Raw genomic sequence first — 24,506 nt, forward strand, 5'->3', positions numbered from 1 at the left:
ATGGAATTGAAGGATACGAAAGTATTAGCATTTGTTGATGAAGAGTTTGAAGATTTGGAGATGTGGTACCCCGTTTTACGTTTGCGTGAAGCTGGTGTTGTCGTAGATATCGTCGGGCCAAAAGCGAAGACGGTTTATCACGGCAAATATGGCGTGCCGATCACAACAGATTATGCTTTTGATGAAGTTCAGTCTTCAGATTATATCGGTCTTTATGTGCCAGGGGGTTGGGCTCCTGATAAATTGCGCCGTTATCCAGATGTGCTCCGCCTTACACAGGAGTTTCATGCCGCGGTGAAGCCAATTGCTCAAATTTGCCATGCCGGCTGGGTGCTGATCTCAGCGAAAATCGTAAACGGCTACACAATGACCTCTACACCAGGCATTCGCGATGACCTCGAAAATGCAGGAGCTACTTGGGTTGATGAAGAAGTTGTGGTCGACCGCAATATCATTTCAGGGCGTCGTCCGCCAGATCTACCGGCATTTTCCAAGCGTTTTGTGGACGAGCTCGTGCAATATCATACCCATCAGGAAAAGTAACAGGACGCTTCCATTGGTGGCAAAAACTACTACTCTTCTTTCGGCAGGAAATCGTATAGAATCGTAGAATATCTTTATTACAAGAAATTCATGTTCATGCCGCCTGTCAGTGAAGGAGTGTTAGAATGCAAAAGTTTTGTAAGTGCGGACGCACGATGAACCTTCGTCTGCGTACGGTTATTTATCAAAGTAAAGTCGATATTGAAAATGTACCTATTTATTCATGTGAGGCTTGTGGACGCAGTGAAGTTGTTCCTCATGTTAAACCCGAGCTTACCGGATTAATCGGCAAGCTGGGGAGTAAGCCTGAGAAACAGCAGCTATTTTTTCATGAGCTATCGGAAGTGGCTTTCTTGCTGCTGAAGGTAACGGAGAAAGAACATATGAATGATTCTATGGAAAAGATTGTAGAAGAACGCATAAATGAGCTTCTGGACATCTTACTGCTGGCACAATCGCTTGGTGATGAGCCGTGGACCGAAGAAATTCGCAAAAGGTTATCCCAAATCACACAGAGCGCAATTTCGACATAAGCAGCATGCGGCCAATCCCTCACGGATTGGCTTTTGTACATATTTGTGCAGCTTTTGAAAACAAAATGAAATTATTTTCAAAGTATTTTCATTTTTCATTGCAAGATGGATTAATTTGTCGTATCATAACGGTAATATACTAGGCTCGCAGAATACTTTTGAAAATGGAGAGAGTAACCGTGACCGTAACCATTTATGATGTAGCTAGAGAAGCAGGCGTATCCATGGCAACCGTTTCCAGGGTTGTAAACAACAATCCGAACGTAAAGCCGCAAACGCGTAAGAAGGTATTTGAAGCCATTGAACGTCTCGGTTACCGCCCTAATGCGGTGGCAAGAGGTTTGGCAAGCAAGAAAACGACAACCGTTGGTGTCGTCATTCCCGATATTTCCAACTCAATTTTCGCAGAAGTTGCACGCGGAATTGAAGATATTGCGAATATGTATCATTACAATATTATTTTGTGTAATGCGGATAAGAAGAAGGAAAAAGAAATTCGAGTCATTAACACGCTTTTGGAAAAACAAGTCGATGGCTTGCTCTTCATGGGTGGCGTTGTGACAGAAGATCACATTCAAGCTTTCCGCACCTCTTCCGTTCCCGTTGTATTGTGTGGAACGAAGGATGAGGCTCAAACGATGCCTTCCGTAGATATTGATCATGAGAAAGCCGCATTCGATGCTGTTAATGTGTTAATCACAGCGGGACATCGCGACATTGCTATGATTTCCGGAACTTTACATGATCCAGCTAATGGCTTCGCGCGTTATCAAGGGTACAAGAAAGCGCTGGATGCAGCAGGAATTGAACTTCGTGACGAGTACGTTCGTATCGGGAACTATCGATATGAATCCAGTGTCGACGCTGTCAAATATTTCTTGGAACTTTCACCTCGCCCAACAGCAATATTCTCGGCAACAGACGAAATGGCGATTGGCGCCATTCACACGATTCAGGATAGCGGACTCAAAGTACCGCAAGATATCGCCGTAATCAGTGTAGATAATATTCGCATGGCTTCCATGGTAAGACCGACGCTTACGACAGTCGCTCAACCGATGTATGATATCGGAGCCGTGTCGATGCGTCTTCTGACAAAGTTGATGAACAAAGAATCAACGGATAATATGCAGGTTATTTTGCCGCATGAAGTGATTAACCGTAACTCTGTTACACAAGCCTAGTGAACTTAAGCCTCTAAGCGAGTTCTTCCTTTCGAGGATGACGCCACTTAGAGGTTTTCTCCTTTATACATAATTGAAATGAGGACTGATGATATGACATGGAATAAACTCGCACTGATCGGTGCGATGAATGAAGAAATTGAACTGCTTGTTGCGCATATGTCGAATGTGCGTGAAACGGTGAAAGCAGGAATTACCTTCAGAGAAGGGACGTATTTCGGAAAAGAAGTCGTCGTATGCCGCACCGGCGTTGGGAAAGTTAATGCTGCCGTAACCACTCAAATTTTAATTGATAAATTTGGCGTTGAAGCTGTTATATTCACAGGTGTTGCAGGCGCATTGGATCCCGAACTGAATATCGGGGATCTAGTCGTTTCCAGTGAATGCATGCAGCATGATATGGATGTTACACCGCTTGGATTTGCACGGGGCATCATTCCTTATGAGGCGAAATCCATTTTTGAAGCAGATAGCAAGCTGGTGGATTTGGCGGTTGCTTCTGGAGAAAAGCTTTTTACAGGTAAAGTTAAGAAGGGGAGAGTACTCTCCGGCGACCAGTTCATTGCTAACCGTGAAGTAGTAGCTGGCCTTAATCAGGAGCTTGGCGGTGTTTGTGTGGAAATGGAAGGGGCATCCGTTGCACAAGTTTGTTCCATGAACGCCATTCCATACGTCGTGCTTCGCTCGATGTCTGATAAAGCAGATGGTTCTGCTCATGTGAATTTTGCGGAATTCACGGTTCAAGCATCCGAGAATTCTTATAAAATGGTTGAGGATATTGTGAAGCAGCTGTAGATAAGTGAGGCTGGAGGAGTAAGCTGAGCGACAAGGCTGAACGACAGAGCTGAACAACAGAGCTGAACAGCAGAGCTGAACAACAAACCAGCGAAATGGAGCTGAGTTTAATGGGGCTGCCAGCGGATAACGTTATCGGGAACTATGGTACTCTGTTTGCCCAGAAACCTGTGATTTGGCCAGTCAGAGGGAACTCGGTTCCTCTATTCTCAGGATTCTACGGACCTGAAAGCAGCCTATCTGGCTTAAATAGTGTCCTTTAGTCTTCTATTTGAAAGTTTCTAGCCAGGAAGGCCGGAGTTGTACAAGTAAGTATGAAAAAAGAGTTAAGCAGGTGCAACTTGCTTAACTCTTTTTTGTCTTTATCCTATTTCAAATACATCATTGAAAGATCCTTCGTTTGCCGGTTCTTTTCTGTAATGACCTGGCGCCTCGGAATCGGCGCCCAAGCATCCACAGGGTCCAGCCACGTATCCACGAGCTGGACCGGGCTCTTGCTCTGCCAGGCGTCCAGCCACGCCTGGGGAAGCTTCAGCTGCGGCTGCACCGCCAGCTGGGGCACAATGGCCTGCTCGCTCATCACGAGCCAGAGCAGGCTCCAAGCCCGTGGTACGACACGCCAGATGTCGTACCCACCGCCTCCGAGCGCAACCCACCGCCCTTCGCACCATTGGTGCGCAAGGGAGTGGATGAGCTCGGGCATAGCCTTGTACACGCGCATGGAGCAGTGCACATGTGCGAGTGGGTCGAAAGCATGGGCATCGCACCCATGCTGCGAGATAATGACGTCCGGCTGGAAGCGGGCAATCGTCTCGGTCAGCACCTCGCCGAAGCATTCCAGCCACGACTCATCCTCGGTGTAAGGTTCCATCGGGATGTTAATGCTTGTTCCGAACGCGTCGCCTTCTCCGCGTTCGTTCACGGCTCCTGTGCCGGGGAATAGAAATTTCCCCGTCTCATGAATAGACAGTGTGCATACCTGGGGATCGGCGTAGAAGCTCCACTGCACGCCATCCCCATGATGCACGTCCGTGTCGACGTACAGCACTTTTGCGCCGTACGTCTCTTTGGCGTGCGCAATCGCCGCTGAAGCGTCGTTGTAGACGCAGAAGCCTGCGCCCTTGCTCTGTAGCGCGTGATGCAGCCCGCCGCCTAGATGAAGGGCGTGCGGGGCTTGGCCTGACATTACCAGGTCAGCAGCGGTAATAGAGCCGCCAACGATCTTCGCCGTGATGTCATGCATCCCGGGGAAGAAGGGCGTATCATCGGTGTCAAGTCCGAAGCGTGACGCTTCTTTGACCCATCGTTCCTCTGGCACGGAAGCGCTAAGCGCTTTCACTGCTTCGATGTAAGCCGGTGCGTGAACCCGCAGCAGCTCGCTGTCAGTAGCGACGCGTGGCGTCCATAGCGCGTTGTCTGGGAGTGCACCGGCTTTGCGAAGCAAATCGACCGTCATCACTAGACGGTCTTGATTAAAAGGATGATTCTCATTGAATTTATAATGAATTTCTTCGTCATCATAGATAAAGACAGGATTTGATGTCTTCTTGTTCATATCCCACATTCCCCCGAATGAGCTAACATGCTTGCTTTGAAGCCTTAGAAATCCAAAGATTAGTCTATCTTAGTACATGAATCGCTGTTGAAAACGAATGCGATCAAACTGTTCTATGGAAGATATAGGAACTTGCTTGCCTATACGAACCATCAAACAATTGGCTGGGTGCGAACAGATCTCAGGATCATCCGTTGCGAACCAGATCATATCGACGCTTTTCATCAACTTTTCCATCATTTGACGGTACTCCCAGACGGTGAGCTTGCTATTTTCCAAGTCCCAATGCCAATAATACTCCGTGGTGAAACATATGACATTCTCCATCTGTTCATCCTCGAAAGCGAGGCGTATCATCCGTTTGCCGAGCCCCATGGTGCGATAGTCATCCGCAACTTCTATAGCACCGAGCTCTATTAAATCCTGCATATGGCCTTGTGACCACCGCTCAATTTCGTCTGGATAATGGAAGGTGACATAACCGACAATGGTGGCGCCGTCTCTGGCAATGATGATTCGGCCTTCCGGTAATTCCGCAATTTCAATTAGTGCTTCCAGTTGTTCCTTAGGTCTGCGGAAGGCATCTAATTTGCTGTGCATCGTGAGATTTTGCAAGCTGTCAGCAGAAACAGGACCTTCTATCATAATTTCTGGTTGATCGGGAGCTGTGCGCAAGCGAGATGAGTGATATATTTTGGTATGCTGCATAACCTTAGCTCTCCTTTTGAAAAACAGCATGATGAGTGATTCCTTTTCTGTTAGGTCATAGTCCCTTTATACCAAATTTTTTTTGGAAATAAAAGCTGAACTTAGGCGTAGGCGAAAAATTCTCCGTGTGATATAATAGAATATGTCAAAAATCGATCACATTTTGCTCGAAAACATCAGTAAAATGAAAGCGGTTTATCTCGTGAGGAGGGTTTTACGTACATGGATCAAATGAAAGTTGAACTCGTTGCAGCGGTAGCTACTAATCCTAACATGAAAAATTATGAGGAAACACACTCAAATTTTGACTGGAAAGACATCGAAAAGAGCTTCTCCTGGTACGAAACTGGCAAAGTGAACATGGCTTATGAAGCCATTGATCGTCATGCGGAATCGTCGAGGAAGGATAAAGTTGCTCTGTATTACAGCGACAACCAAAGAGAAGAAGCCGTAACATTTGGGCAGATGAAAGACAGATCCAATCAGTTCGGTAATGTGCTCCGTGGTCTTGGCATCGGCAAAGGTGAGCGTGTATTTATTTTCATGCCACGTACGCCTGAGCTGTACTATGCGTTGCTTGGAACGCTGAAAGTAGGGGCTGTTGTAGGGCCTTTGTTTGAGGCTTTTATGGAAACTGCTGTGAAAGATCGTCTGGAAGACAGTGAAGCTGTTGCGATCGTGACGACGCCAAGCTTGCTTTCCCGGGTTCCTTCGAGTGAACTTCCTAACCTGAAGCACATCATCGTTGTAGGTGAAAATGTGGAGCCTGCAGAAGGCCATATTGATTTCTACAAAGAGATGGAAACGGCTTCTTCGGAACTTGAAATCGAGTGGTTGGACCGTGAGGATGGACTCATTATTCACTATACATCGGGTTCAACAGGCAAGCCGAAAGGTGTTTTTCACGTACAGAATGCAATGATTCAACATTACTATACTGGCAAAATCGTACTAGATCTCCAAGAAGACGATATATACTGGTGTACAGCTGATCCAGGCTGGGTAACAGGAACCTCTTACGGTATTTTTGCTCCATGGTTGAATGGGGCGACGAATGTAATCCGTGGAGGACGTTTTAGTCCTCAGGATTGGTACAATACGCTGCAAAAATATAAAGTAACCGTTTGGTACAGCGCACCGACAGCCTTCCGCATGTTGATGGGCGCAGGCGATGATGTTGTATCCGGTTTCGATCTTTCATCGCTTCGCCATGTGTTGAGCGTTGGTGAGCCATTGAACCCGGAAGTCGTTCGTTGGGGACTCAAAGTGTACAACCAACGGATTCATGACACATGGTGGATGACCGAAACGGGTGGACAGCTCATCTGTAACTATCCATCCATGACGATTAAGCCTGGTTCCATGGGACGTCCGATTCCGGGCGTTGAAGCGGCTATTATTGACGATGCAGGAAATGTCTTGCCTCCAAACCGGATGGGTAACCTGGCGATCAAGACGCCTTGGCCATCAATGATGCGCAAGATTTGGAACAATCCGTCCAAATATGAAGAATATTTCAGATTGACAGGCTGGTACGTATCTGGTGATTCGGCTTATCAAGATGAAGAAGGGTACTTCTGGTTCCAAGGCCGCGTTGATGATGTGATCAACACAGCCGGCGAGCGGGTGGGTCCATTCGAAGTTGAGAGCAAGCTTGTTGAGCATCCTGCGGTTGCTGAAGCAGGGGTAATTGGGAAACCAGATCCGATGCGCGGCGAAATCATCAAAGCATTTATCGCGCTGCGTGAAGGGTTCACACCATCCGATGAGTTGAAAGCAGACATTTCCAAGTTTGTAAAAGAAGGGCTTTCCGCCCATGCGGCTCCTCGTGAAATTGAATTCAAAGACAAGCTGCCGAAGACGCGCAGCGGCAAAATTATGCGTCGCGTCCTAAAAGCTTGGGAGCTCAACCTCCCAACTGGTGACTTATCAACGATTGAAGACTAAGGATACCATCAAAGGCTGTATTAGTAGGTTAAGAATGACAACTAATACAGCCTTTTTAACTTGAGACTCTAGCTGAGTCGAATTCACGTATAGACAAAGAACCTAGCGATGATAATCATCACTAGGTTCTTTTTTTAGTCATTATAGGCAATGGAAGCAGATGCTTTGGACTCACCTGAGTCATTGACAGCCGTTACTTTGTAGAAGCCATTGTAAGCTGCTGCATAATAATGAAATTCTGTGCCGCCGTCTACCGAGCCGAGCTTGGTATAGGTGCCTTTTTCCTTATTGCTATAGTAGACGTTATATTTCTTAACTTTCTCTTTCACTGCATTTGCTTTCCAAGAGAGCGCAATGCCAGCTCCGTCTGCTTTGGCCTTGAGACCGGTTGGTGCACCTGGTGCATCCTTCACTGTTGTGGATGGCGGTTCGGTTGCGCCAGGAGGTTTACTTGAACCTGGGATTTCTGTCCCATCTTCAGATGGGACAAATAGGGAATCAAGTGAGCTTCCGTCTGTATAAGCTGATCGACTTGGTACTGATTCTTTTCCGGCAACATCGACAGCAGTTACGTAGTAGCCCATTAAGCTTGCTGCAGGAATCGTATCAACAAACTTCGCATCCGCTCCAGCCAAAACAACCTTGCCGCCTAATAGCTGGAACTTGCCGCGGTTATCCGAACGATAAATACGGTAACCGACTATATCCGGATTCGCACTTGGCTGGAATGTGATGGAGACCATTTCTCCGGACTTCGTTGCTGTTATGTTCGTTGGAGCCGATGGCTCTTTGCCGTCATCGACCCTAGGATCGGCTTCGGAAGGAGCATCATCATCATAATCGGTCGGTTTGTAATTATCGATTGGCTTTCTGCTCTTCTCAGGAAGTTTGCTCATAGCCTCTTGGACCTCTTTGAGCAGTTGGGAAATCGATTTTTGGCGTTTGATAACCGTTTTTTCTTGAACGAAATCTATCGGTGTTTGATCCTGTGCCATGTAGTTCAAACCGTTATAGGAGCTGATTTTCATCCGCACCATGACATTGTCGACTTCCGTTGGCACGTATTTCTTGTTGAAAATATCGGTCACTTGAAGATTCGAGCTTGTCGTTAATTCGCTTGGCAGCTTGCCAGACAAGCTGGAAACGGTAGCTGATACGATACCATCAGGTTTGGCGAACGTTTTGGTAGGGAAGAGATCAGGTTTCTGTTCAATGGTCTTGTTCATGATTAAGGCCCAAACATCTTTGGCGTGATTCGTTTGCAGCGTTTTGGCGGATAGCTTATTGATTGGTTGATCATAGCCGATCCAAACACCGACTGTAATATCTGGTGTAAAACCCATGAACCATGCATCGGCATCATCTTGTGTAGAGCCGGTTTTACCAGAAATCTCGATCTTGCCGTAAGATTTATACTTTTTCATTAAATCAGTAGCCGTACCCTGGCTAATCACCGTTTTCATCATATCCGTAATCAGATACGCACTTTGTGGGGAGTAGACCTGTGATGGCTTTTGATCATGAGAATAAATCGTTTGACCGTTCGAATCTTTAATTTCACGAATCATGAATGTTTCATTGTACTGTCCTTTGTTCGGGATAGAAGCATAGGCTCCAGTCAGTTCTCTGACGGAGGTACCGCGGCTTAGTCCGCCGATTACCCCAGTTTGTGCGTAATAATCTTCTTTTTGAATCGAGGTGATACCCAGCTTTTTCGCAAAATCCCAGGCGTCATTAATACCGACTTTATTCAAAAAGATATCAATGGCAGGGATATTGTAAGACTGATTCAATGCTTTCCTGGCTGTCATTAACCCGTGGAACTTGTGATCCCAGTTCTCTGGCAGATGGAAACCTTTGACGCCGTCCTTAAGAATAATCGGAATGTCATCCACAATACTTGCCGGTTGAATGGCTCCTTTTTCTAAGGCTGGAATGTATGCGGCGATGGGCTTCATCGTTGAACCAGGCTGTCTATACGCTTGTGTAGCGTGATTCAGCTGTTCGTCGAAGAAGTTCCGTCCTTCAATCATCCCCTTGATGGCGCCTGACTTGGAGTCGATCATGATCGCGCCAACTTGTTCAATGCCCTTTTTCTCATCATTTGGTGCAAAGTTTTTATCGTTGCTCGAGATTTCGTGCATGGAATCATAAATCGTTTTGTCGATCGTTGTGTAAATTTGATAACCACCGCGCAGCAGCTGTGTATGTATGCCCTTCAAAGCTTCACTATAAGCCGCTTGATTTTTGGTTGGATCAAGGTCTGGCTTTTGAATTTTCAGCAAAATCTCGGCTGCTTCCTTTTCCGTCTCAATCATCAGATACGGATAAGTGGTATAAGCTTTTTGAGCAGCAGAAGGCATTGACGCTTTAAGATCAAATTTGAGAGCAGCTTGATATTGTTCATTCGTTATTTTTTCTTCTTCGAGCATCCGTTTCAGCACAAGCTGTTGCCTTACGACAGCCTTTTTGAAGCCATCTTCATCAAACTCCGGTTTACTTGTAAATGCGGAGTACTGAGAAGGGGATTGCGGCAGTCCAGCTAGATAGGCAGCTTGGGCTACGTTAAGCTTGCTCAGATCATCAATGTCGAACAGACCTTTGGCAGCAGCTTTAATCCCGTATAGGTTGTAACCTGTGGAGCCGTTTCCGTAAGGGATTTTGTTCAGATAAGCGAGCAATATCTCATCTTTGGACATAAGGCGTTCCATCCGCAAGGCGAGCAGCAGTTCTCTTGCCTTACGGCCATCATCTCGATCCAGTGTTAAGAATACCCGTCTGGCGAGTTGCTGCGTAATCGTACTTCCGCCTGTTTGGACTTCTTCATTCAGCAGCTTCTGTGTGACTGCCCGATAAAGTCCGCGGAAATCAATTCCGTGATGCTTTTTGAAGTCCTTGTCTTCAATTGAAAGAACAGCATCTAACAAAATTTGCGGAATATCATCCAATTGAGCGAGACGCCGGTCCTCTTCGGTTCGCAATTGTCCAATGACGGAGTCGTCATTGAAGTAAGCAAAGCCGGTTACGGCGTTTTCTTGCATCTGCTGGCGAATGGCTTCTTCGCTGCGGACAGGATCTTTTTTAACCAGTGCACTGACATATCCAAATGCTGCGGAGCCGCCCACGATTCCTGCTAAAAAGGCAGAAATGAGCGTCCATTTTAATGTAATTCCTATTACTTTGAATGTCGTTCTTACCCAAGGGCGATTAATTTTGGCGAAAAAATTGCGCATAAGTTCCAATATCCTCCTTACATGAACCCTAATAGTATACCATAATTGCCCTGCTAGCGGTAATGATGTGCTGAAGAAAGGTGGTTACATGGTTTGACAATTACCGGAAATCTATGATATAAATTGTATCAAATGCGTAGATAGATCAGCAGTAGGTAGCTTGTGGATGCTTTCAGAGAGCCGGTGGAGGGTGCGAACCGGTACCTGCAGGTTAGTGAATTACGGTCTGGAGCAGTAGATGGGAACCTGCAGCAACAGAAGCTGCATTAGTAGTATTTACCGATTAAGCCCCGTTACAGGTTCTTGAGTGAAAATAGTTAGCCGTACACGGATAATTCTCCTATAGATGTACGTAACTGCTGTTTTAATTAGGGTGGTACCGCGAGTCAAGTCTTCTCGTCCCTTGTGGATAAGAAGGCTTTTTTTGTATGCCCACATGAAAAAAGGAGATGGATGAACATGTCGATTTTGAAGGATTTGGAGTTTCGTGGATTGCTTCATCAAATTACGGACCGCGAGGGCTTGGACAAGAAGTTAAGCGAAGAGCGAGTCGTGTTGTACTGCGGGTTTGATCCGACAGCGGATAGCTTGCACATCGGCAGTTTACTGCCTATTTTAACATTGCGTCGTTTTCAATTAGCAGGTCACGTTCCTCTAGCGCTCGTAGGGGGAGGCACTGGGTTGATTGGTGACCCTAGCGGCAAAGCCAACGAGAGAACCCTGAACGGGCCAGAAACCGTGGAAGCATGGTCTCAAAGTATTAAAGGTCAGCTATCTAGATTTTTGGACTTTTCATCGGATATCCCAAATAGCGCGGAACTAGTCAACAACTATGATTGGCTCGGGTCTTTGAATGTCATTGAATTCCTGCGCGATGTAGGTAAAAACTTTACGGTGAACTACATGCTTGCCAAGGATTCCGTTGATTCAAGGATCACAAAAGGTATTTCTTTTACTGAATTCAGTTACATGATCCTACAATCCTACGATTTCTTGAAGCTGAACGAAACCAAAAATTGTTCCTTGCAGATTGGTGGAAGTGACCAGTGGGGCAACATCACAGCTGGGCTTGAACTTATTGGCAAAACGACTGAGAGCAGAGCTTACGGCGTAACATTACCGCTTGTGACCAAAAGCGATGGACAAAAGTTTGGCAAAACAGAAGGCGGAGCCATTTGGCTGGATGCAAACAAAACATCCCCTTACCAGTTCTACCAATTCTGGTTAGGCACGGCGGACAACGATGTTATTCGTTTCCTTAAGTATTTCACGTTTATCAGCCATGAGGAAATTGAGCAGCTAGAAGTCGAAGTCCAGACACAGCCTGAGAAGAGAGAAGCGCAGAAATTGCTTGCTCGTGAAGTAACGAAGCTCGTGCATGGGGGAGACGCTCTGGAAAGCGCGCTTAATATTACGGCGGCATTATTCAGTGGCAACATCCAAGAACTATCTCGCACTGAGATCGAAGAAGCCTTTAAGGATGTTTCGTCTTCGACATTGGAGCAAGAGGATATGGCACTTGTGGATCTGCTTATTTCTGTAGGGGCCGCACCATCCAAACGCCAAGCTCGTCAAGACATTGAAAGCGGAGCGGTGACGGTTAATGGCGTCAAAATAACCGAGCTTGATGCGGTTGCCAAAGATCTGGGCAGGCTCGGAGAGTCTTACATCGTTATTCGCCGCGGCAAAAAGAATTACTATCTGGCACAATTTAAGTAGACATAAAAAAAACCCCTTAGGGAAATCCCTGAGGGGTTTACATGTATTAACGGCTGTAGAACTCGACGATTTGTTTCTCGTCAATTTCTTGAGGAAGCTCAGCGCGCTCTGGCAAACGGATGTATTTGCCTTCTACTGCTGCATCATTGAACTCAAGGTAAGTTGGCAAGTGGTTACGGTTAGCAATAGCTTCTTTCACTGCGGAAAGACCTTTGCTTCTTTCGCGAAGCGCGATAACGTCACCTGTAGATACGATGTAAGAAGCGATATCTACTTTTTTGCCGTTTACAGTTACGTGACCGTGGGAAACGAGTTGACGTGCGCCTGCACGAGAGTTGGAAAGACCAAGACGGTAAACCAAGTTATCCAAACGGCTTTCAAGCAAGATCATGAAGTTCTCACCGGAGATACCTTTAAGTTTGGAAGCTTTATCGAACAAGTTGCGGAATTGCTTCTCGTTCAAGCCGTACATGTGGCGAAGTTTTTGTTTTTCATTTAATTGAACGCCGTAGCCGCTCATTTTTTTACGTTGTCCTGGGCCGTGTTGACCTGGAGGGAATGGGCGTTTCATGTCTTTGCCGTTACCACTTAAAGAGATACCAACGCGGCGGCTTAATTTGAACTTAGGTCCTGTATAACGTGACATTTAGGAAAAACTCCTTCTTTTTAACAAATAGTTTAGTAGATAGCATCTAGATGTCAGGGTGAAGACAAGTGCCTGGTTTTGCTTACGAATCATAATGTGATTCCCTGACAAGAGTAGTTCAGCCGCTGTCTTGGCAGGAGCAAAAGCAGTGAGGGTGATCACAAATGGCATTCACCGAAATCATGTTGTTACTCGACTTCTAATTTTATTAAAAAGCGGAGCAAGTGTCAAGTCTCAATCCTTCAGAACAAATCGAAAATATCGTGCATTAACAGTCGAAAAATAGTATGATAAATGAGGTAACATTTAGCCTGGATCTAAAGGACTATAGTTTGTTAGTGAGGAGAGCCTATGAGTGAACGACTTCGTAGTATGAAACAACATAGTCAAGCAGAGCACTTCGAAGAGTTTCTTCGGCAAGGACTTGTTCTTTCTAGCAACTTTTCCTATGGAGAATTCAATTCTGATCAAGCGCTGCAGGATGCGTTTGAATATTGGGTTTATCAATTTGGGCAAGCGATGCTACCGTACCAGACCGCACTGTTGTGCGTAAATAAGGATCTTCGTGTCATTAATGCCTGTTTAAATAAAGCCCCGTTTATGGATGAATACTCGCAAACAGGCATGTCTTGGAGCTATGCTGAGCGAGAGGACAATCCTCTAGCCAGGAGTTTAGATATTCCCCAATTACATGTAATGACTGGCGAAGAAATGAATATATCAAGGCAGAACTCCATTTTTGCTGCCGCCATTCCAGTCTTGGACCCGCAAAAACAACCCATTGCCTACCTGGGACTATTCTCCCATTTTCTTGCAGAGCCTGACGAGCTAGTCCAATTGCTTTACACCTTATCCTTTTCATTTCATAGTTGTGTACAAAGCATTGAGGATCGTCGCAGATACGACCAACTGCTGCTGCAAAATCAACAAAGAGAGCTTGATTTTAAAAAGCATGACATTTTATTTGAGGCGTCTAAGAAGCTGCATGCCAAAATTGATGTTGACTCCGTGCTGACGGAGGCAATTGAATGCATGTACCGCGTATACCCTCATATTCAAGTAGATCTGCTGCTTTCTCAAGATAATGAATCAACGAATCTGTCTGTCAAGCCCTTGAATTTTCAAAGTATCGAGAATGATATTTGTACGCGTGCCTTTATGGAAAGCACTGTGGTGTTTGAACCGACTAAGGGCAGTGAAGGGCCAAGTACGGGGAAAGTAGCGGCGCCGTTATCTGGTAAGCAGGGCGTGTATGGAGTCTTATATATGCAATTTGAGCATGATTTAATTACTGCCACCGACCTGCAATTTATCTCATTGCTCGCGGATACGGCAGGTTCAGCATTTGAAAATGCGAAGCTGTATGAGCAGTCAAATGTCATGATTAACGAGCTTCGCTTAATTAATGAAATCACCAAACAGCTTAATCAGAGCTTGCGGCTGAACGAAATTTTTAACTCGGCATCCAGTGAGATTTTAAGTATCTTTGACGCCGATTTCAGCTGCATTTTGCAAACGAATAAAGATTCGGACAAACTAATTCTACAAGCCACGAATTTGCCTGCGCTGTTCCACGAGACTTTTACGATGGAGCAAGGCTTCTCAGGTCAAATCTACAGGACGAAAGAACCAGTCATCATTTCGGACTATCTGGCAACCAACAAGGTGAAATCGAAGATCATGCAGTTAAGCAATGCCAGATCGCTCATTGGATCGCCAATCTTAGTGAATGGCCATGTAGAGGGTGTTATTCTGGTGGCGCATAGCAAGCCGAATTTCTTTTCTTATGATAACTATAAATTGCTGCAAGTGCTGTCCGGACATATTGGTTTGGCTATGACGAACGCCTCTCTGCATGCGGAAGTGAAACGGATGGTTATCACGGACAATTTAACGGGTCTTTATGCTCGTCACTATTTGGATGAGCAAGCGAATTTGTTGCAAAAGAAAGACTTCTGTGGCTCGCTAATCGTTGTAGATATCGACAATTTCAAGCGTATTAATGATACCCATGGCCATCAAATTGGTGATAAAATATTGATTCAAGTGAGCCAAATTATTAAGACCTGCATTCGAGAGAGCGACATTGCAGCTAGATGGGGTGGAGAAGAACTCGCCGTTTACTTGCCTCAAGTTGCCAAGGATCAGACTATTCGCATTGCAGAGCGCATACGTACAAGAGTCCTTCAGGAAACCAATCCGCAAGTTACGGTTTCCTGCGGGGTATCGGATTGGAACTGGGAAGAGGATAAGATTAGCGTTGAGTCCTTGTTCTATCGCGCAGATATGGCGCTGTATCAAGCTAAAAATAGTGGGCGCAACCAAATTAAAGTCGGTTAGCCTCGGCAAAAACCACTTGTCTATAGACAGGTGGTTTTTGCTTTGTCATAACGTTGCAAAAAATGGGCAGACTAGCTTCTGACGCGTATATTTTGCCCTACTTTTCTCTTCCTGAACTAACGGTAACATGTTACAATAGTTTGGTTAAGGGAAGGATGGTCGAAATTTGTCAGTGGCTAACAGAAAGCGGATTCTTTCAATTCTAATTATTTTAGTTTTAGTCGTTTTTTTGGTTTATTTTTTCTTCTATAACCCCATAGGCATTAAACTTGCTCACAGCAATATGAGGCAGCTGTCTGATCATTTGAAGGACCTTGGTTGGCCCGGTAAAATCATCGGCATGGCTTTGATATTTGCCCAAACCTTTTTCCCGTTTATTCCGTTTGTACTAGTAGCCGGGACGAATGTTGCGATTTTTGGGATTAAAGTAGGATTTTTCGTAAACTATATCATGTCTTGCTTAGGAGCAATTGCCTCTTTTTATTTTGCTCGTTACTATGGACATGCTTGGGTCGAGAAGAAGCTAGAACGATTTCCGCTTGTTACTCAGTTCAGCCGCCGCATGGAACAGCGTGGATTTATCTATGTGCTATTAGGCAGATTGATCCCGATTTTACCCTCTTCGGCAATTAACTTTGCTGCTGGACTCACTAGAATACGGTTCACTCAATTTCTATGGGGCACTCTAATTGGGAAACTTCCGATCGTTTTTTTAGAGTCCATGATTGCCCATGATTTATTTCATTTTCACAAATATAAAGGAAGACTTCTCTTTCTGCTCGGTATTTTAATCGTCTTAATTTTTATTGGGAATGGTGTGAAGCGGGCGCTGGCAGCCAAATCGAAATAAAAACGTGTTGGAGAATGTAGGAAATTTTCTAGTTGCACTTTGTCACCTATCCAAGTTATCATATAGAAAGCAAGGCGACCAACTCATATGCAAATAAATGGAGGAATGTAACATGCCAAGTGCTAATAACGCCGCAATTGTTGAAATTTCACAAACAGCTAATAAATTTAGATCATCCATCGTTCTCCAATATGATAATAAGTATATCGATGTGAAAAGCATTTTGGGGTTGTTTACAACTCTTCTTAGCTCCAGCAAATATGATTTGCATGTTCATGGTCCGGATGAGCAAGAAGCGAAAGTTGCAATGGCTGAAGTTTTCGCTAAGCATGATCTAGGGGTTAACGTTGTAGAAGACTAGTTTAATGCCTAAAGAAGGTACTCTCAGAATCTCTGAGGGTACCTTCTCTTGTATATTGGAGCAATTTCGCTTAATATAGATACATATAAGGACGGATGACTATGCGTATAGGGGGAAGTGGAATGTCTTCATCTGATCTGTTGTTGGACATGAATCAAAAAGCGCTTAATCTTCTTCAAGAAGATGCAGATAAAATCGAAAAGCTGATCGAAGTACAAATGGAAAATTTGACAACACGTCAATGCCCGTTGTATGAAGAGGTTCTAGATACGCAAATGTACGGTCTGTCTAGAGAAATTGATTTTGCCATTCGTGCGGGACTTATCTCCGAAATGCCAGGCAAGCAAATTCTCAATAAGCTTGAACGTAACCTTGCTCAGCTATATGAAGCGCTGAATAACAAAAAGTAACCCATCATGCGGGTTACTTTTTTTGTTAAGCCTATGTAGACGACGTTGATTGAACCTTAGACGAGGAAGAATACGACGCCTAGGATGACGTAGACAAAGAGCAGCAGGAGACCTTCATACCAATTGGTCGAGCCGTCCTGCGTGATCGACTTGGTTATGAAGACGGCTACCCCGATGGCTGCTATCTCATAGGTCGTAAATACGATATTCATAGGCGTGCCACTCATGAAGAAACTGACCAGCACTAGCACTGGAGCTACGAATAGCGCAATTTGCAAGGAGCTGCCGATGGCAATTTCAACGGCTGCGCCCATTTTATTTTTCATCGCCATCATGACGGCGGCGCTGTGCTCAGCTGCGTTCCCGATAATCGCTACGAGGAATGCCCCGACAAAGAGCTCAGAGAATCCAAATTTATGAGTAACTTCCTCTAAGGTGCCGACCAGCCACTCACTCGTGAAAGCAACCATGACGGTGGATATAACTAGGAAGAGAATGGACGTTGATTTGGACCAAGCAGCCTCTCCGTGCTCAATGGCTGCATCAGAAAGCACACTTTTATGTGTCACCATGGAGAACAGAAGCCAGAGCAAGTACGCGACTATAAGTAAAATCGCTACGATCATGCTCATCGTTGATGTCTCTTTCGTCGTTAAACCTCCTGTGAAAATCGCAGGAATGAAAAGCGCCACGACGCCTAGAATCATCAAGGACGAGTTGTGGGAAGCCAGTTTTACGTTAAACGACTGTTCTTTGAATTTGAGTCCACCCGCAAAAATACTGAGCCCGAGCACTAGCAAAAGATTCCCGATGATGGCCCCTGTAAGGCTGGCCTTAACGATATCGTACAAGCCGTCCTTCACAAGGAAGATGGCAATGATTAGCTCGGCTGCGTTACCAAACGTGGCGTTAAGGAATCCGCCAACCCGTTCGCCAGCATAATGGGCCACGCTTTCAGTCGCTTTGCCTAGGAACCCGGCGACAAAAATAATCGCGATACAGGCAATGACGAATTGCAGGGTTGTATCCAGATGTGCGTAGTGCGCGATCCCTGTCAATACAAAAGAAATGATTAAACCCGCATAAAACAATTTACCTTTCAATGTACACCCTCCGACTCTTGAAATATTGGAACTTTTTTACTTCTATTTACTATACCCACTTTGCCCGATAAAGTAAATTCGATTTAGACATTTGCAGCAGTTCTTGCTTTCATCTATTGAACTTATTACAATAGATTTATACCAGAGTGGAGAAGTTTGGCAATCCATTCAAAGAACCCTATATTAGGAGTTGATCCATATGTCCGAAGACAATCAAACCGGCTTAATTCGTATTTCTGATGATGTAGTATCCACTATAGCAGGTCTTGCAGCTCTCGAAACAGCTGGCATAGCAGGAATGTCAGGTGGCATTTCAGAAGGCTTAGCAAAGCGCTTGAGCGGTAAAAACGTGCAACGAGGCGTCTCGGTAGAGGTAGGCCAAGTGGAAGCGGCCATCGATTTACGCGTTATTGTCAATTACGGTTCCCGTATTCAGGATGTATGCAGGGATCTCCAAGAGAATGTTCGGGAAGCTGTAGAAAATATGACGGGCTTAAATGTGGTTGAAGTGAACGTTAAAGTAGAAGGCGTTGCTTTCAGAGAAGAAGAAGCTCTAGACGATCCTAATCGTGTAAAATAAAAAAAAGACCCAATCGAGTTTCCTGTCGATTAGGGTCTTTTTTTGGTAGTTGGTTCTTCTTTGCGTGTTTGTTCCCGAGATATGCTAAGTATAATACCCATACTGATCAGAGAGACCATCATAGAAGATCCCCCAGCTGAAATGAAGGGAAGGGTTACCCCGGTTAGAGGGATGGTTCCTGTAACGCCTCCAATATTAACAAAAGCTTGAAAGCCGAACATCACCATGATACCTACCCCAGCAAGCATGCCGAACATATCCGGACTGCGTACAGCAATAAGGATGCCCCGCCAAATGAAGAAAATGAAAACAAGAATAAATAGAGAGCTTCCTATGAATCCTAACTCCTCACCGATAATGGCGAAAATAAAATCGTTATGGGCCTCAGGTAAGTAGTGCAGTTTCTGGATGCCTTGTCCAAAGCCAGCCCCGCGTAAGCCGCCATGTCCGAATGCGTACAAGGATTGGACAACTTGATGCCCGGAGCCTTGGGGGTCTGAAAAAGGATCCAAAAACGAAGTCAAACGGTCAATTCGATAGTTAGTGCCCTTGGCACCGCCTTTTAACATGTAAAGGGCTATACCGATTGCACCAAGGGTCAGTAAGCTTGTCCCCAGCAAGAAGATGTGTTTCAAATTTGAGCCGCCGACCATAATCACAATAGCCGAGCAAATAAAAAGAATCATGCATGAACCAAAGTCCGGCTGGAGCATGATCAAGAAACAGACGAAGCCAACAACAATTAAGGCAGGGAGCAGTCCCTTTTTGAAATTGCGGAATTTCTCGTCCTTGTTGCTGATTAATGAAGCCAAATACAGGATGACAATCAACTTGGCGAACTCTGTCGGCTGAATGCCGAATTTACCAAGCGTATACCAGCTGCTGGCCCCGTTAGCTTTGGTCGTGAAGATAACGAAGATCAAGGCAATCACGATAAAGAAGAACGCAGGGATTACAAGCTTTTTGAGCTTCGTATAATGGAGATTCATGCAAAAGAGCATGCCGATGGTTCCAATCCCGACTGCAATTAGCTGCTTTTTCGTGAATGCCCATGGATCTCCATAATAGGCACTTGTCATCGAGCTTGCACTGAAGACCATGGCCAGACCGAAGCAAACAAGTACAAACGTTAATAGAAGCAGCAGAAAATCCGGCGTTCCTCTTCGAGGTGGATTCATGCTGTATCCTCGCCTAGTCCGCCAACAATTGCTTCAGCTGATCCAATTTTTGTTTGGAAAGTTTGAGCACGGATTCAGGAATTGGCGAATCGTAGTCCAAACCATGCGGGAATGTTTCTCTACCTATGTAAGCATCCTCAAGGAACAAAATGGCATAAGGAGATTCCAGTTTGCCGGATTCAACACGTGCATTGACACGTAAGAAGTACACGGAATTACTTGCTTTATCTTCCATTTTGAAATCATAAGTAGCACGAGTGTATTCCCACTGCCAGCGCACGAAACCAAGCTTCGTCGTTACTTCATCTAGGTGAGCCAGATCGCTTTTTAAGCCTTTTAAGCCAGTTGCTTCAATAATCACTTATAACGCCTCCATATTGTACGTATGCATTCTTTATTCATGATAGTATGTTTCCAAAGGTTCTGCAAGTCGATAGGTTCGTCTAATTTCTAATATTTGATGGCACTTTGGAGATGAAACTGGAGCATTAATTTGGTAGAATAGGTTCAATCACTAAGGCAAATATGAAATACCTAGATATAAGGATGAGCGGAGGATTTATCTATGATTGATTTTCAAGCGGACTTACAAGCCATTTATGAAGAAATGGTTGGCTGGAGGCGCTATCTGCATCAAAACCCTGAGCTCTCCTTCCATGAATACCAGACGGCTGATTTCGTAGCGACTCACCTTCGCAGTTGGGATATTGAAGTCCGCCAAGGTGTTGGCGGCAACGGAGTTGTGGGATTGCTCCGCGGTAGTGGAGACGGGCCAACCGTTGCTCTGCGAGCTGATATGGATGCTCTTCCTATTCAAGATGAGAAAGACTGCACATACGCATCGCTCACCAAAGGGGTCATGCATGCTTGCGGACATGATGCTCACACATCAACACTGCTCGGTATCGCGAAAGTAGCAAGTAAGCACCGGGCTGAACTAAAAGGAAATCTGGTTTTCCTATTCCAGCACGCTGAAGAAATTACCCCTGGCGGCGCAGATTCCATGATTCAAGATGGGGCGCTTGAAGGCGTTGATGCTGTGTTTGGCGTACATTTGTGGACACCATTCCCAGTAGGCAACGTTTACTCCAAAGCGGGTCCATTGATGGCTGCTCCCGACGAATTTACGATCCAGATTCAAGGTAAAGGCGGTCACGGCGGATTGCCTCATCAAACCATTGACAGCATCTACGTTGCCTCGCAATTAGTAGTGAATCTGCAATCGATAGTAAGCCGTCAGGTAGATCCGATTGAGCCTTGTGTCGTAAGCATCGGTTCCTTTCACGGAGGGACGAGCTTCAATGTCATTGCAGAAACGAGTGTGTTAAGCGGGACCGTTAGGACTTTTAACGCAGAGCTTAGACAAGATGTCAAGCAGCGCATCGAGCGGATGGTGCAGTCCACTTGCGAAATGTTTGGAGCTGCTTACGAAATTGATTACAAGCTGGGCTATCCAACGGTAGTTAATGATGCGAACGAAGCTGGGCGATTCTTTAAGGTAGGAGCCGCATTATTTGGGGCAGAAGCTACGCATGAATCTCCACTTATTATGGCCGGAGAAGACTTCTCTTATTATTTGCACCATCGTCCAGGCTGTTACATGTTTGTAGGGGCAGGCAATGTGGAAGCGGGCATTATTCATCCGCATCATCATCCCAAATTTGATATCGATGAGAAGTCCATGCTGAACGCGGCTAATTTGCTCCTAGGAATGGCTTTGGATTATATGGCATGAATGCCGTCCCCCCTTTGGAGAATGCTATGTCTGTAAGACAACTCTAGGGAGGGATCGTGGACATGGCTGATAAAACAGTTCGGCAGATTATGAGTAAAGATTGCGTGACAGTAACTTTGCAGGATAATGTCTATGAAATTGCATTGAAAATGAAACAGCACGATATCGGATTCGTTGCCGTTGTTGACGGTAAAAAGCTCATAGGTGTTGTTACCGACCGAGATTTGGCTGTTCGCGGATATGCCGAAAAGCATTCAGGTTCTACGGCCGTTGAGCAAGTGATAACGAAGGATGTTGCAACGATAGATCCGAATACTTCCGTTGAAGAAGCGGCCAAAATAATGGCGAAAAATCAAGTCCGACGGCTGCCGGTTGTTGAGAACGGGGAGCTCGTCGGTATCGTAGCGATTGGAGATTTGGCGGTGCGCGGCAGCTTTGAAGATGAAGCCGGCCAGGCACTTGGCAAAATTTCCTCTGACAAAACGCCGGTTGGAGCTAGATAAAAGGAATATTCTGAGTAATTCGGACCGGGAAACCGGTCCTTTTTGCTTGCTTTTGCCGTGTATCTGTCAAAGTTCGCAATAAGGTAGTCAATCTGCGACAAGATGCGGAGTGCTTAAATATGCTACATTGATAACGTGTTCAATATTGAATCTGACAAGAAAAAGGTGAGTACATATGGAGAAAGTTAGGATTGGTATTATCGGTCTGGGCAATATGGGAACTGGACATGCCAAATATTTGGTGAAGAACGAAGTAAAAGGCGCTGAGTTAACAGCTATATGTGAATTCAGAGCAGATCGTTTGGAATGGGCGAAAGAAAACCTAAGTCCGGACATCCAATTATTCGACAATCTTGATGCATTCCTGAACTCGGGCGTCATTGATAGTGTACTGATTGCGACTCCACACTATGACCATCCCGAAGTAGCGATAAAAGCTTTTAAAGCTGGACTCCATGTCTTGTGCGAGAAACCGGCAGGCGTTTATACCAAACAAGTTCGTCAAATGAATGAGGCTGCTAAAGAGTCAGGCAAAGTATTCAGCATGATGTACAACCAACGTACAAACCCTTTATATAAAAAGTTAAAAGATCTAGTGGAGTCCGGTGAGCTTGGCGAAATCCGCAGAACAAACTGGATCATTACCAACTGGTACAGATCCCAAAGCTACTATGATTCAGGCGGCTGGCGCGCAACATGGGCTGGTGAAGGCGGCGGAGTTCTTATTAACCAGGATCCGCATCAGCTTGATTTGTGGCAGTGGACGATTGACATGATGCCGAAGCGTGTTCGCGCATTCTGTTACTTCGGGAAGCACCGCAATATCGAGGTTGAAGATGATGTAACGGCATTCGTTGAGTACGAGAACGGCGCAACAGGATTGTTCGTTACAACAACTGGAGAAGCTCCGGGAACGAACCGTTTTGAGATTTCCGGTGACCGTGGCAAAATTGTCATTGAAGATGGCAAGCTGACATTCTGGCGTTTGCGCGTTTCCGAAAGAGAATTTAACGAAACGTTCAAAGGCGGATTCGGACAACCAGAATGCTGGAAAATCGATATCCCAATCGAAGGCAAAGAAACAAGTCACATGGGGATTACACAAAACTTCGTAGATGCCATCCTGCACGGCACACCGCTTGTTGCTCCAGGGGAAGAAGGCATCAAAGGCTTAATGCTTTCCAATGCAATGCTGTTATCCACATGGACAGACAACTGGGTTGATCTGCCGATTGACGAGGAGCTTTTCGAACAACATTTGCAGGACAAAATCAAGAATTCCACTGTCAATAAAGAAGCTGGGTATAAGACGTTTGATGTTTCCGCTTCAAGATAAATAATTTGGCCTTGTCGATACAGGGGTAAGATCGTGGAGGAATTCGGATATGCAAAAAAGCGATGGAATGAATTATGCACCAAAAGGTAAGCCGAACATCGTCGTGCAAAAAGGGGAGTTCGTCTTCGCAGCTATTGCCTTAGATCATGGTCATATCTATGGCATGTGTAATGGTTTATTGGAAGCTGGAGCAGAACTGAAATGGGTCTATGACCAAGATCCTGCGAAAGTAGCGGCTTTCATTGAGAAATACCCGCAAGCGAAAGCAGCCTCTTCGGAGCAAGAAATTTTTGATGACGCTGAAGTTAAGCTGATCGCTGCGGCTGCAGTTCCATCCGAACGCGGACCACTAGGCATTCGGGCGATGGAGCACGGCAAAGACTACTTTACGGACAAAACGCCATTCACCTCGCTGGATCAGCTTGCCGCTGCCAAAGCAAAGGTAGAAGAGACTGGCCGTAAATATGCGGTTTACTTCAGTGAACGTCTGCACGTAGAAAGCGCTGTGTTTGCTGGACAGCTGATTGAAGAAGGCGCTATCGGGCGCGTTGTACAGGTGATTGGACTTGGACCGCATCGACTGGGTGCTGCAGGACGGCCGGATTGGTTTTTCAAAAAAGACAAGTATGGCGGCATTCTGTGTGATATTGGCTCTCATCAAATTGAACAATTTCTGTATTACGCGGGATGTAAGGATGCTACCGTTGTAAGCAGTAAAGTGGCGAACTACCATGCGAAGGATTATCCGGAGCTGGAGGATTTCGGTGACGCTACACTTGTTGGGGATAACGGGGCAACGAACTATTTCCGTGTAGACTGGCTGACACCGAGCGGTCTTGGGACATGGGGCGACGGTCGCACGTTGATTCTGGGAACAGAAGGATATATTGAGCTTCGTAAATATATTGACATCGCGCGTGACCCGCAAGGAGATCAGTTGTATCTGGTCAATCAGCAAGGCGAGAAACACTACAGTCTTCATGGACAAGTAGGCTTTCCTTTCTTTGGCCAATTGATCCTTGATTGTATCAATCGGACGGAGAATGCGATGACGCAGGCTCACACGTTCAAAGCAGCAGAGCTCTGCTTGCTTGCACAGGAGAAAGCAATTCGCGTTGAATAGAGGTTATCAAACGGGTAGTCTAGCGATCGTCGCCGGGCTGCCCGTTATGCTTGTTCATGAATAAAACGGACAGGCCAACTAGGTTTAAATCCAGCTCTTTCCTTTCATACTAGAGAGAAAGGAG

General features: G+C 45.5%; 22 protein-coding genes and 1 other annotated feature. Of the genes, 15 read left to right on the forward strand and 7 right to left on the reverse strand.

Translation table 11 applies throughout. The features are described from left to right. The 4 genes from AC58UW_RS04880 to AC58UW_RS04895 all read left to right on the forward strand — a co-directional run bounded on the left by AC58UW_RS04880 (position 1) and on the right by AC58UW_RS04895 (position 3,055). A complete protein-coding gene (locus tag AC58UW_RS04880) occupies positions 1-543 on the forward strand; it encodes a type 1 glutamine amidotransferase domain-containing protein (RefSeq protein ID WP_497419583.1) in 543 nt (180 codons plus the stop codon). A gap of 125 nt (positions 544-668) precedes the next feature. Beyond that, positions 669-1,076: a hypothetical protein gene (locus AC58UW_RS04885; protein WP_127452144.1), complete on the forward strand. Its 408-nt coding sequence runs from the start codon at positions 669-671 to the stop codon at positions 1,074-1,076. 179 nt (positions 1,077-1,255) lie between these two features. After that, positions 1,256-2,260 (forward strand): catabolite control protein A, encoded by a 1,005-nt coding sequence (gene ccpA, locus AC58UW_RS04890; RefSeq protein ID WP_497419584.1) that lies wholly within the window; start codon positions 1,256-1,258, stop codon positions 2,258-2,260. Between the two features lie 93 nt (positions 2,261-2,353). Further along, a complete protein-coding gene (locus AC58UW_RS04895) occupies positions 2,354-3,055 on the forward strand; it encodes a 5'-methylthioadenosine/adenosylhomocysteine nucleosidase (protein ID WP_497419585.1) in 702 nt (233 codons plus the stop codon). Positions 3,056-3,422: 367 nt separating this feature from the next. Here AC58UW_RS04895 and AC58UW_RS04900 read toward each other — a convergent pair whose 3' ends face one another. Next, positions 3,423-4,610, reverse strand: coding sequence for an acetoin utilization protein AcuC (locus tag AC58UW_RS04900; protein WP_497419586.1), 1,188 nt, complete (start codon positions 4,608-4,610; stop codon positions 3,423-3,425). A 69-nt stretch (positions 4,611-4,679) separates the two neighbouring features. After that, entirely contained in the window at positions 4,680-5,318 is a 639-nt protein-coding gene (locus AC58UW_RS04905) for a GNAT family N-acetyltransferase (protein WP_497419587.1), read from the reverse strand. 222 nt (positions 5,319-5,540) lie between these two features. On the opposite strand from AC58UW_RS04905, the gene acsA reads away from it, so the two are divergent. Then, entirely contained in the window at positions 5,541-7,265 is a 1,725-nt protein-coding gene (gene acsA, locus AC58UW_RS04910; RefSeq protein WP_497419588.1) for an acetate--CoA ligase, read from the forward strand. 134 nt (positions 7,266-7,399) lie between these two features. Here the strand turns inward: acsA and AC58UW_RS04915 are convergent, their stop codons facing one another. Further along, entirely contained in the window at positions 7,400-10,498 is a 3,099-nt protein-coding gene (locus AC58UW_RS04915; protein ID WP_497419589.1) for a transglycosylase domain-containing protein, read from the reverse strand. A 128-nt stretch (positions 10,499-10,626) separates the two neighbouring features. Further along, positions 10,627-10,905 (forward strand) — a binding site (T-box leader). 52 nt (positions 10,906-10,957) lie between these two features. On the opposite strand from AC58UW_RS04915, the gene tyrS reads away from it, so the two are divergent. After that, complete coding sequence (gene tyrS, locus AC58UW_RS04920) at positions 10,958-12,217, forward strand: tyrosine--tRNA ligase (protein ID WP_497419590.1); 1,260 nt, start codon at positions 10,958-10,960, stop codon at positions 12,215-12,217. Between the two features lie 46 nt (positions 12,218-12,263). On the opposite strand, the gene rpsD is transcribed toward tyrS, so the two are convergent. Further along, positions 12,264-12,863, reverse strand: coding sequence for a 30S ribosomal protein S4 (gene rpsD, locus AC58UW_RS04925; RefSeq protein ID WP_145656736.1), 600 nt, complete (start codon positions 12,861-12,863; stop codon positions 12,264-12,266). A gap of 372 nt (positions 12,864-13,235) precedes the next feature. On the opposite strand from rpsD, the gene AC58UW_RS04930 reads away from it, so the two are divergent. From AC58UW_RS04930 to AC58UW_RS04945, 4 genes are all read left to right on the forward strand, one after another. After that, complete coding sequence (locus AC58UW_RS04930) at positions 13,236-15,203, forward strand: sensor domain-containing diguanylate cyclase (RefSeq protein WP_497419591.1); 1,968 nt, start codon at positions 13,236-13,238, stop codon at positions 15,201-15,203. A 283-nt stretch (positions 15,204-15,486) separates the two neighbouring features. Next, complete coding sequence (locus AC58UW_RS04935; protein WP_497419592.1) at positions 15,487-16,053, forward strand: TVP38/TMEM64 family protein; 567 nt, start codon at positions 15,487-15,489, stop codon at positions 16,051-16,053. Between the two features lie 112 nt (positions 16,054-16,165). After that, positions 16,166-16,414 carry an HPr family phosphocarrier protein gene (locus AC58UW_RS04940; RefSeq protein ID WP_127452161.1) on the forward strand — a complete coding sequence of 83 codons (249 nt, stop codon included), beginning with the start codon at positions 16,166-16,168 and terminating at the stop codon, positions 16,412-16,414. Positions 16,415-16,536: 122 nt separating this feature from the next. Then, positions 16,537-16,824 (forward strand): Fpa/YlaN family protein, encoded by a 288-nt coding sequence (locus AC58UW_RS04945; protein ID WP_028558177.1) that lies wholly within the window; start codon positions 16,537-16,539, stop codon positions 16,822-16,824. Between the two features lie 56 nt (positions 16,825-16,880). On the opposite strand, the gene cax is transcribed toward AC58UW_RS04945, so the two are convergent. After that, a complete protein-coding gene (gene cax, locus AC58UW_RS04950; RefSeq protein ID WP_497419593.1) occupies positions 16,881-17,927 on the reverse strand; it encodes a calcium/proton exchanger in 1,047 nt (348 codons plus the stop codon). Between the two features lie 199 nt (positions 17,928-18,126). On the opposite strand from cax, the gene AC58UW_RS04955 reads away from it, so the two are divergent. Then, positions 18,127-18,507 (forward strand): Asp23/Gls24 family envelope stress response protein, encoded by a 381-nt coding sequence (locus AC58UW_RS04955; protein WP_497419594.1) that lies wholly within the window; start codon positions 18,127-18,129, stop codon positions 18,505-18,507. A 29-nt stretch (positions 18,508-18,536) separates the two neighbouring features. Here the strand turns inward: AC58UW_RS04955 and ftsW are convergent, their stop codons facing one another. Continuing rightward, positions 18,537-19,685, reverse strand: coding sequence for a putative lipid II flippase FtsW (gene ftsW / locus AC58UW_RS04960; RefSeq protein WP_497419595.1), 1,149 nt, complete (start codon positions 19,683-19,685; stop codon positions 18,537-18,539). A 13-nt stretch (positions 19,686-19,698) separates the two neighbouring features. Then, a complete protein-coding gene (locus AC58UW_RS04965; RefSeq protein ID WP_497419596.1) occupies positions 19,699-20,046 on the reverse strand; it encodes a YugN family protein in 348 nt (115 codons plus the stop codon). Positions 20,047-20,250: 204 nt separating this feature from the next. On the opposite strand from AC58UW_RS04965, the gene AC58UW_RS04970 reads away from it, so the two are divergent. From AC58UW_RS04970 to AC58UW_RS04985, 4 genes are all read left to right on the forward strand, one after another. After that, positions 20,251-21,420: a M20 family metallopeptidase gene (locus AC58UW_RS04970; RefSeq protein ID WP_497419597.1), complete on the forward strand. Its 1,170-nt coding sequence runs from the start codon at positions 20,251-20,253 to the stop codon at positions 21,418-21,420. Between the two features lie 62 nt (positions 21,421-21,482). Next, entirely contained in the window at positions 21,483-21,923 is a 441-nt protein-coding gene (locus AC58UW_RS04975) for a CBS domain-containing protein (protein WP_497419598.1), read from the forward strand. Positions 21,924-22,098: 175 nt separating this feature from the next. After that, a complete protein-coding gene (locus AC58UW_RS04980; protein ID WP_497419599.1) occupies positions 22,099-23,259 on the forward strand; it encodes a Gfo/Idh/MocA family protein in 1,161 nt (386 codons plus the stop codon). A gap of 49 nt (positions 23,260-23,308) precedes the next feature. Further along, positions 23,309-24,382: a Gfo/Idh/MocA family protein gene (locus tag AC58UW_RS04985; RefSeq protein WP_497419600.1), complete on the forward strand. Its 1,074-nt coding sequence runs from the start codon at positions 23,309-23,311 to the stop codon at positions 24,380-24,382. Positions 24,383-24,506: the final 124 nt, after the last annotated feature.

It is taken from the genome of Paenibacillus sp. J22R160, from assembly GCF_059692135.1.

What these genes read in the sequence shown, in the direction of transcription:
- AC58UW_RS04880 (WP_497419583.1), top strand. Translation starts at nt 1, where the DNA reads ATGGAATTGAAGGATACGAAAGTATTAGCATTTGTTGATGAAGAGTTT.
- AC58UW_RS04980 (WP_497419599.1), top strand. Translation starts at nt 22,099, where the DNA reads ATGGAGAAAGTTAGGATTGGTATTATCGGTCTGGGCAATATGGGAACT.
- tyrS (WP_497419590.1), top strand. Translation starts at nt 10,958, where the DNA reads ATGTCGATTTTGAAGGATTTGGAGTTTCGTGGATTGCTTCATCAAATT.
- ftsW (WP_497419595.1), bottom strand. Translation starts at nt 19,685, where the DNA reads ATGAATCCACCTCGAAGAGGAACGCCGGATTTTCTGCTGCTTCTATTA.
- AC58UW_RS04915 (WP_497419589.1), bottom strand. Translation starts at nt 10,498, where the DNA reads ATGCGCAATTTTTTCGCCAAAATTAATCGCCCTTGGGTAAGAACGACA.
- AC58UW_RS04945 (WP_028558177.1), top strand. Translation starts at nt 16,537, where the DNA reads ATGTCTTCATCTGATCTGTTGTTGGACATGAATCAAAAAGCGCTTAAT.
- rpsD (WP_145656736.1), bottom strand. Translation starts at nt 12,863, where the DNA reads ATGTCACGTTATACAGGACCTAAGTTCAAATTAAGCCGCCGCGTTGGT.
- AC58UW_RS04885 (WP_127452144.1), top strand. Translation starts at nt 669, where the DNA reads ATGCAAAAGTTTTGTAAGTGCGGACGCACGATGAACCTTCGTCTGCGT.
- AC58UW_RS04930 (WP_497419591.1), top strand. Translation starts at nt 13,236, where the DNA reads ATGAAACAACATAGTCAAGCAGAGCACTTCGAAGAGTTTCTTCGGCAA.
- acsA (WP_497419588.1), top strand. Translation starts at nt 5,541, where the DNA reads ATGGATCAAATGAAAGTTGAACTCGTTGCAGCGGTAGCTACTAATCCT.
- AC58UW_RS04935 (WP_497419592.1), top strand. Translation starts at nt 15,487, where the DNA reads ATGAGGCAGCTGTCTGATCATTTGAAGGACCTTGGTTGGCCCGGTAAA.
- AC58UW_RS04975 (WP_497419598.1), top strand. Translation starts at nt 21,483, where the DNA reads ATGGCTGATAAAACAGTTCGGCAGATTATGAGTAAAGATTGCGTGACA.
- AC58UW_RS04905 (WP_497419587.1), bottom strand. Translation starts at nt 5,318, where the DNA reads ATGCAGCATACCAAAATATATCACTCATCTCGCTTGCGCACAGCTCCC.
- AC58UW_RS04985 (WP_497419600.1), top strand. Translation starts at nt 23,309, where the DNA reads ATGCAAAAAAGCGATGGAATGAATTATGCACCAAAAGGTAAGCCGAAC.
- AC58UW_RS04955 (WP_497419594.1), top strand. Translation starts at nt 18,127, where the DNA reads ATGTCCGAAGACAATCAAACCGGCTTAATTCGTATTTCTGATGATGTA.
- AC58UW_RS04940 (WP_127452161.1), top strand. Translation starts at nt 16,166, where the DNA reads ATGCCAAGTGCTAATAACGCCGCAATTGTTGAAATTTCACAAACAGCT.
- AC58UW_RS04895 (WP_497419585.1), top strand. Translation starts at nt 2,354, where the DNA reads ATGACATGGAATAAACTCGCACTGATCGGTGCGATGAATGAAGAAATT.
- AC58UW_RS04970 (WP_497419597.1), top strand. Translation starts at nt 20,251, where the DNA reads ATGATTGATTTTCAAGCGGACTTACAAGCCATTTATGAAGAAATGGTT.
- AC58UW_RS04900 (WP_497419586.1), bottom strand. Translation starts at nt 4,610, where the DNA reads ATGAACAAGAAGACATCAAATCCTGTCTTTATCTATGATGACGAAGAA.